The sequence below is a fragment of the Nocardiopsis chromatogenes YIM 90109 genome, from assembly GCF_000341185.1.
Classification (GTDB): Bacteria; Actinomycetota; Actinomycetes; order Streptosporangiales; family Streptosporangiaceae; genus Nocardiopsis_A; species Nocardiopsis_A chromatogenes.
In genome coordinates, this window is sequence record NZ_ANBH01000309.1 from 1 (window position 1) to 7,219 (window position 7,219).

Consider the following 7,219-nt stretch of genomic DNA (forward strand, 5'->3'; position numbering starts at 1 on the left):
TGCAGACCGCCGCCCTGCTGGAGGCCATCGAGGAGCACGGGTTCGACGCCGCCTTCGGCGGGGCCCGCCGGGACGAGGAGAAGGCCCGCGCCAAGGAGCGCGTGTTCTCCTTCCGCGACGAGTTCGGCCAGTGGGACCCCAAGGCCCAGCGGCCCGAGCTGTGGAACCTGTTCAACACCCGGATCGACCGCGGCGAGCACATCCGGGTGTTCCCCATCTCCAACTGGACCGAGCTGGACGTGTGGGACTACATCCGGCGCGAGGAGCTGGAGCTGCCCTCCATCTACCACGCGCACCGGCGCCCGGTGTTCGAGCGCGACGGCATCCTGCTCGCCGACGGCCCCTTCATCAACCGCGACGAGGGCGAAGAGGTCTTCGAGGCGACCGTCCGCTACCGCACGGTCGGCGACATGACCTGCACCGGCGCGGTCCGCTCCACCGCGACCGCGATCGACGAGATCATCGCCGAGATCGCCGCGACGCGCATCACCGAGCGCGGCCAGACCCGCGCCGACGACCGCGCCAGCGAGGCGGCCATGGAGGACCGCAAGCGCGAAGGCTACTTCTGACCGGCCCCACCCGCACCGATCCCTTCCCGAGGAACGCGCGCACCATGACCAACGACATTCTGCGGTTCGCCACGGCCGGATCCGTCGACGACGGCAAGAGCACCCTCATCGGCCGCCTGCTCTACGACTCCAAGTCCATCTTCGAGGACCAGCTCGACTCGGTGGAGCGCACCAGCCGCAGCCGCGGCGAGGAGCAGACCAACCTCGCGCTGCTCACCGACGGCCTGCGCGCCGAGCGCGAGCAGGGCATCACCATCGACGTCGCCTACCGGTACTTCGCCACCCCGCGGCGCACCTTCATCATCGCCGACACCCCCGGGCACATCCAGTACACCCGGAACATGGTCACCGGCGCTTCCACGGCCGACCTGGCGGTCATCCTGGTCGACGCCCGCAAGGGGCTGCAGGAGCAGAGCCGCCGGCACGCCTTCCTGGCCACGCTGCTGCAGGTGCCGCACCTGGTGGTGGCGGTCAACAAGATGGACCTGGTGGACTACTCCCAGGAGCGGTTCGAGGAGATCCGCGCCGAGTTCACCGACTTCGCCGCCAAGCTGGACGTCACCGACCTGGCGTTCATCCCCATCTCCGCGCTGCACGGCGACAACGTGGTGGAGCGGTCCATGGAGACGCCCTGGTACGAGGGCACCTCGCTGCTGCACCACCTGGAGAACGTGCACATCGCCTCGGACCGCAACCTCATCGACGCGCGGTTCCCGGTGCAGTACGTGGTGCGCCCGCACAAGGCCGACGACCCCGAGCTGCACGACTACCGCGGCTACGCCGGCCAGATGGCCGGAGGCGTGCTGCGCAAGGGCGACGAGGTCGTCCACCTGCCCTCCGGCATCTCCTCGCGGGTGGCGCGGATCGTCACGGCCGACGGCGACCTGGACGAGGCGTTCAGCCCGCAGTCGGTGACGGTGCTGCTGGAGGACGACATCGACATCTCCCGGGGCGACATGATCTGCCGCCCCAACAACCGCCCGCGCGAGGCGCGGGAGCTGCAGGCGATGGTCTGCTGGATGTCGGAGTCGCGCACCCTCACCCCGCGGTCCAAGCTGCTGCTCAAGCACACGACCCGGACCAGCAAGGTGATGGTGAAGGACCTGCTGTACCGGCTGGACGTGAACACCCTCAGCCGCGACGAGAAGCCCGCGGAGCTGGGGCTCAACGAGATCGGGCGGGTGGCGCTGAAGTCGGCCCAGCCGCTGTTCGTCGACGAGTACAAGCGCAACCGCATCACCGGCGGGTTCATCCTGGTCGACGAGGGCACCAACGCCACCGTCGCGGCGGGGATGGTGCTCGACACCGACTGACCGGGCGTGCCCGTTCTCCGGTCGCGACCTGCTTAAACCACGGAAAGCGAGCGATCTATCACAGGGCGTACTAGTGTTGCGTCCTGTGAGCGGATTTCGTCTGGTGTTCGTCGGGGGGATCGGCCGGTCCGGTTCCACGCTCATCGAGCGGCTCCTGGGGGAGCTGCCCGGGGTGTGCTCCATGGGCGAGGTCGTGCACATGTGGCGGCGCAGCCTCGTCGATGACGAGGTGTGCGGCTGTGGTGCGCCGTTCGCCCGGTGTCCGTTCTGGGCGGAGGTGGGCCGGGAGGCCTTCGGCGGGTGGGGCCGGGTCGACCCGGCCCGGGTCCTGGAGCTCAAGGCGGCCGTGGACCGGACCCGGTTCGTGCCGGGGCTGCTCGCCGACGAACCCCCGCCGGACCTGGCGGCGCGCGCGGCCCGCTACACCGACCTCTACGACCGGCTCTACGCCGCGGTGGCCCGGGTGAGCGGGTGCCGCACCGTGGTCGACTCCAGCAAGCACGCCTCGCTGGCCGCGTGCCTGCGGCTGCGCTACGGGGCGCGGATGCGGCTGCTGCACATCGTGCGCGACCCCCGGGCGGTCGCGCACGCCTGGGGCAAGCGGGTGCCCCGGCCCGACGCCCGGCCGACCAGCCCCGAGCAGTTCATGGCGCGCTACTCGCCCCCGCGCGCGGCCGTGCAGTGGGTGGCGCAGAACGGCGTGCTGGCGGCGCTGGAGCGCGGCGGGCTGCCCACCCTCCGCGTGCGCTACGAGGACTTCGCCGCCGACCCGCTGGGGGAGCTGCGCGGCATCGCCGAGTTCGCCGGGTGCGGGGCCGACGGGGTCCCCCTGGGGGCGGACGGGTCGGCGGAGCTGTCTTTGGCGCACACGGTCTCGGGGAACCCGATGCGGCTGAGGACGGGGCCGGTGCGGGTGCGCGCCGACGTGGCGTGGCGGTCGCAGCTGGCGGCCCCGGCGCGGGTCGCGGTGTCCGCGCTGACCCTGCCGGTTCGGTGGAGATTCGGGTACTGAAGCCGACACGCCCGATTCGGTCACCTTTCGTGGTGAATTAATTGCGTACTGTGAATACCCCATGGTGTCCCAAGGGGGCTTCCAGGACGACCCGGGAGGGGGCCGATCGTGGAGCGGGAGCACGGGCGCGGGGGAGCGCACGGAAGCGGACCGGGCCGAGGCAGGGCGGCCCGGGTCGGTGCGGTGCTGGCGGCTCTGCTCGTGGCCACGGCGGCGTGCGAGGAGAAGGAGGGGGCCCAGGGGCTTGAGGGCCTGGAAGGGCTCGGGATCCTGGAGTCGGGGTCGCCGGAGCCGACGGCCCAGGAGGCGGACGGGCCCGGGGGCCTGGTGATCCCGCGGCAGCCGACGCCGTCCCCGAGCCTTTCGCCGAGCCCGTCTCCGAGCCCGTCCCCGAGCCCGTCTCCGGAGGGCCTGGGGGGTCTGGTGATCCCGCAGCAGCCGACGCCGTCCCCGTCCCCTTCTCCCTCCCCTTCCCCGACACCGTCCCCTTCTCCTTCCCCGTCGGTGTCGCCGTCCCCGCCCGCCTCCCCGTCGCCGAGCCCGTCCGCCAGCCCGTCCCCCTCGCCGGTCCCGTCCCCGTCCCCTTCGCCGCAGCCCCCGCCGGTCGAGCCGTCGCCGAGCCCGACGCCCAGTGCGTCGCCGGAGCCGTCGCCGTCCCCGGGCATCCCCCCGGAGCCGCCCGGAGGCCACCCCCGCTGCGACGTCAGCGAGATCCTTGAGCCCTCGTGCGGCCTGTGGTGGGGCGCGAGTCCCTGGCAGGGCGACCCGGAGCCGCTCGAACGGGCGGTGGACCGCAAGCTCGACATCGTCTACACCTGGAACGGCATCGACCAGACCGAGGTGCCCACCGAGGCCGAGGTGGAGTACGCCGAAGAGGGGCGGCTCATCCACGCCAACATCGAGGCGAAGCGGTTCAACGTGAGGGGCCACCCGGAGCAGGACTACAAGGACATCATCGTCGGGCGCTTCGACCGCTCGCTGACCGCTCAGGCGAAGCGCATCGCCGGGCTGGAGCACCCCGTCTTCGTGACCTTCGACCACGAGGCCGACGCGAACAAGCGCTACAACCGGCGGGGCACGCCGGAGGAGTTCGTGATGGCCTGGCGGCACATCGTCGACGTGTACCGCGAGAACGGCGCGGACAACGCCGTGTGGGTGTGGAACGTGACCGGGTGGCCCGACAACCTGTCCCGCCTGCCCCGGCTGTGGCCCGGCAACGATTACGTGGACTGGATCAGCTGGGAGGCCTACAACATGACCGGGTGCGAGCTGATGCCGCACTGGGACGAGGTGGTCTCGTTCGAGGAGGCGCTGCGCCCGGCCTATGAGTGGGTCCAGGAGGAGGGGCCCAAGCACGGCATCGACCCGGACAAGCCGGTGATGATCGGGGAGATGGGGACGGTGCCCATCCCGGGCGACCCGATGGCGACGGCCGAGTGGTATGCCGACATCCCTGAGGTGCTCAAGCGCTACGAGCGGGTCAAGGCCGTGAAGATGTGGGACGGGATGACCGCACCCACCTGTGACTTCCGGGTCGGGCAGGACGCCTACGCGCAGTGGGGCTACAGCCTGGCGGGGCGGCACCCCTACGTGGCCGTGCCCGAACGGGTGCAGGAGATCGTGGACCGGGCCCTGAAGACGAAGGAGCACCTGCGCAAGGCCCAGGAGGAGGTCCACGGCCGTCCACGCCGGGGCGAGTGACGGGGCGGAGGGCGCGCCTTAGAGGCTCTGGCCGTGCCGGTGCGGGGGGGTTCTTGCGCCGCGCCCGAATCGAGGTCCACGGCCGTCCGTGCCGAGGGCGGGCGACCGTCGGCGGGCGCGGCGTCGGATTGGCCCCAGAGGTCCCTGCCGTGCCGGTGCGGGGAAGTTCTCGCGCCGCGCCCGTGTGGAGAGCCACGAGCATCCGCGCCGGGGGCGGGTGACAGGGCGGCCGGGCGCGGTGGAGGACAGGCGGCCCTAGAGGCCCTTGCCGTGCCGGTGCAGGGTGCGGAGCACCCACGGGGCGGGCAGGCCGCAGGCGACCGCCAGCGCCAGCGGGGTCCGCGGCTCCAGGGCGCGGGCCCGGAAGGTGCGTCCGGCCCACCGAAGGGCGGCGCGGCGGCGACCCGCCGCCGCCTCAGCGAAGGCGATCTGTCCGGCCACGCGCGCGTAACCGCCGGGCACGAGGCGGAACTCGGGGTAGCGGTCGAGCAGCCAGCGCAGCGCGGCGGCGATGGTCTGCCACCGCCCGGCGAAGTGCGAGCGCCGGTGCCAGAGCACCCGGACGCCCGGCGCCGGAATGTTCCGGATGGGCGCGCGGCGGGCCATGCGCAGCAGCAGTTCGTAGTCCTCGGCGTAGCTGCCGGGCAGCTCCTCGCTGACCGGGTCGCCGCACTCCAGCAGCGCCTCGCGCCGGATGAGGAACGTGGAGGGGTGGAGTTCGGTGAGCCGGGAGCCGAGCAGGTCGGAGAAGGTGACGGCGGTGCGGTCCAGCATCCGCTCGGCCTCGGTCCGGTCGTAGACGACCCGGATGCCGCAGCAGACCATCTCCGTCTCCGGGTCGGTCAGCAGCACCTCCACCTGGGAGCGGAGCTTGCCGGGGAACCAGGTGTCGTCATCGTCGCAGAAGGCCACGTACTCGCCGCGCGCGGCCATGATCCCGGTGTTGCGGGCACCGGCCAGGCCGGGGCTGTGGTCGTTGACCACCACCTCCACCGGGCGCCGCGGGTCGTCGGAGGCCAGGGAGGTGTCGGGGTCGTCGTTGTCGAAGACGACGACGGTGCGCAGCACCCCGGGGTAGTCCTGCCGGGCGATCGAGCGCAGGGTGCGGCGCAGGAGGTCGGGGCGGTCGCGGGTGGGCACCACGGCGCACACGTCCGGCCAGGTGCCCGGGGCCTTCTCCAGTGCGGGCAGCGGGTGGCCGGGGCGCGGCGGGGGCGCCAGCAGGTCGATCAGCTCACCGGCGCGGCGGGCGGCGGCCTCGGCGCCGTCCCCCGTGCCGCCGGACCCGGGCGCGCCGATGCGGAACTCGCCGGGGTGGGCGACGGCCTTGTCCAGGGCGGCGGAGAGCTGCTGGGCGGTGGCGCAGGCGCGCACCAGCCCGGAGGCGTCCAGCCGGGCGACGAACCGGAGCTGGTGGTCGTCCACGTGTTCGCCCAGCTCGGGGTCGCGGGCGGCGGCGAGCGGAAGGTGCCCGGCGCGGCGGGCGGCGGTGACCGACCCGGGGCCGCCGTGCGTGACCACGGCGGCGGCCGAGCGCATCAGCTCCTCCAGCCGGTCGGGCGGCAGGAAGGGTGCGCCCTCGGCGTCCGCGGGGGCGGGGGAGCGGCCGTGCTGCACTAGGACCCGGACCTCGGGGCGCTCGCGGGCGTAGGCGTCGGCCCACTCCACCAGGCGGTCGAACGGGTGGTGGTCGGTGCCCACCGTGACGAGGACCAGCGGGCTGTCGGAGGGGGCGGGGGCCGGGGAATCGGGCGCGTGGTTCACAGCAGCGGTCCTACGGTGATGGCGGTGGGCATGAACGAGCGCTGCTCCTCCCACTGGGCGAGGAAGAGCCGGGTGAACGGGCGGCAGAGGCGGGCTGTCAGGGTCGGGGTCTCGATGCGGTCGTAGACCTCGATGTACACGGTGGGCACCCGCAGCAGCCGGGCCAGGACGAAGAACGGCAGGGCGACCCCGGCACCGGTGGAGACCACTGCGGCCGGGCGCCGGGCGGCCAGTACGCGCACGGCGAGGGCCGTGTTGCGCAGCAGGTTGGGCAGGTTGCGGGTGGTGGGGTGGTGCGCCCAGCGCACCTCCTCGCCGTTCAGCAGCGACTCGGCGTCGGGGGTGCGGAAGGTGACCCAGCTCCGCTCGCGGCCCGACCACCATGGGCGTAGGGCCATGAGCTGGGCGAGGTGGCCGCCGCTGGAGGCGACCAGCAGGACGGGGGCGCTCTGGGCCGGGGCGTCCTCCTCGGCCGGGGGCCCTGCGGTCAGATTCGGAGCGCGCCCGGAGGGCGCAATGAACGCGGTTGGCACGGGGCCATCATTGCATAACCCTGAGTAATTTCTTCATTGCCTTATGTGGTTTCGTAAGGAAATCCGAGAGTTGGGCCGGTCGAAAGCCCTGAAGCGGCGCCCAGGTGATAGTGGTCCGGTGAGCCCATGTCCTCCCCACGCCTCCGTGCGGGCGGCACGGCAGGTACCCCGCTCGCGGTCTCTGACCACCACCGTTCCAGGCCGAAGAGCAGCAACGACGAAGGCGCGCGGCCGTCTGCCGGACGTGCGCGGTCGCCGCGTTAGGCAGCGGCGAGGGGGCACGGAGGAGGCGCCCCTCGTGCTTGCGGGTACCTCGGGGGATCGGGG

Annotated in this window: 6 protein-coding genes; 4 read left to right on the forward strand and 2 right to left on the reverse strand. The window is 72.8% G+C overall.

The window, feature by feature from the left end; genetic code table 11:
- The 4 genes from cysD to D476_RS0127360 all read left to right on the forward strand — a co-directional run.
- A partial coding sequence (gene cysD, locus D476_RS0127345; protein WP_017627076.1) for a sulfate adenylyltransferase subunit CysD occupies positions 1-569 on the forward strand: 569 nt, incomplete at its 5' end.
- A 44-nt stretch (positions 570-613) separates the two neighbouring features.
- Complete coding sequence (gene cysN / locus D476_RS0127350) at positions 614-1,882, forward strand: sulfate adenylyltransferase subunit CysN (RefSeq protein ID WP_017627077.1); 1,269 nt, start codon at positions 614-616, stop codon at positions 1,880-1,882.
- Between the two features lie 103 nt (positions 1,883-1,985).
- Positions 1,986-2,894, forward strand: a complete 909-nt coding sequence (locus D476_RS0127355) for a sulfotransferase (RefSeq protein WP_017627078.1) — start codon at positions 1,986-1,988, stop codon at positions 2,892-2,894.
- Between the two features lie 786 nt (positions 2,895-3,680).
- Positions 3,681-4,595, forward strand: coding sequence for a glycoside hydrolase family 26 protein (locus D476_RS0127360; RefSeq protein WP_017627079.1), 915 nt, complete (start codon positions 3,681-3,683; stop codon positions 4,593-4,595).
- Positions 4,596-4,850: 255 nt separating this feature from the next.
- Here the strand turns inward: D476_RS0127360 and D476_RS0127365 are convergent, their stop codons facing one another.
- A complete protein-coding gene (locus tag D476_RS0127365; protein WP_017627080.1) occupies positions 4,851-6,359 on the reverse strand; it encodes a glycosyltransferase in 1,509 nt (502 codons plus the stop codon).
- Positions 6,356-6,757 carry a UDP-N-acetylglucosamine--LPS N-acetylglucosamine transferase gene (locus tag D476_RS0127370; protein WP_192826437.1) on the reverse strand — a complete coding sequence of 134 codons (402 nt, stop codon included), beginning with the start codon at positions 6,755-6,757 and terminating at the stop codon, positions 6,356-6,358. The genes D476_RS0127365 and D476_RS0127370 overlap by 4 nt, the downstream gene beginning before the upstream one ends.
- Positions 6,758-7,219 lie beyond the last annotated feature (462 nt).

Bases quoted from the DNA above. Each gene is read 5' to 3' on its own strand.
- cysN (WP_017627077.1), top strand. From the start codon at position 614: ATGACCAACGACATTCTGCGGTTCGCCACGGCCGGATCCGTCGACGAC.
- D476_RS0127370 (WP_192826437.1), bottom strand. From the start codon at position 6,757: ATGGCCCTACGCCCATGGTGGTCGGGCCGCGAGCGGAGCTGGGTCACC.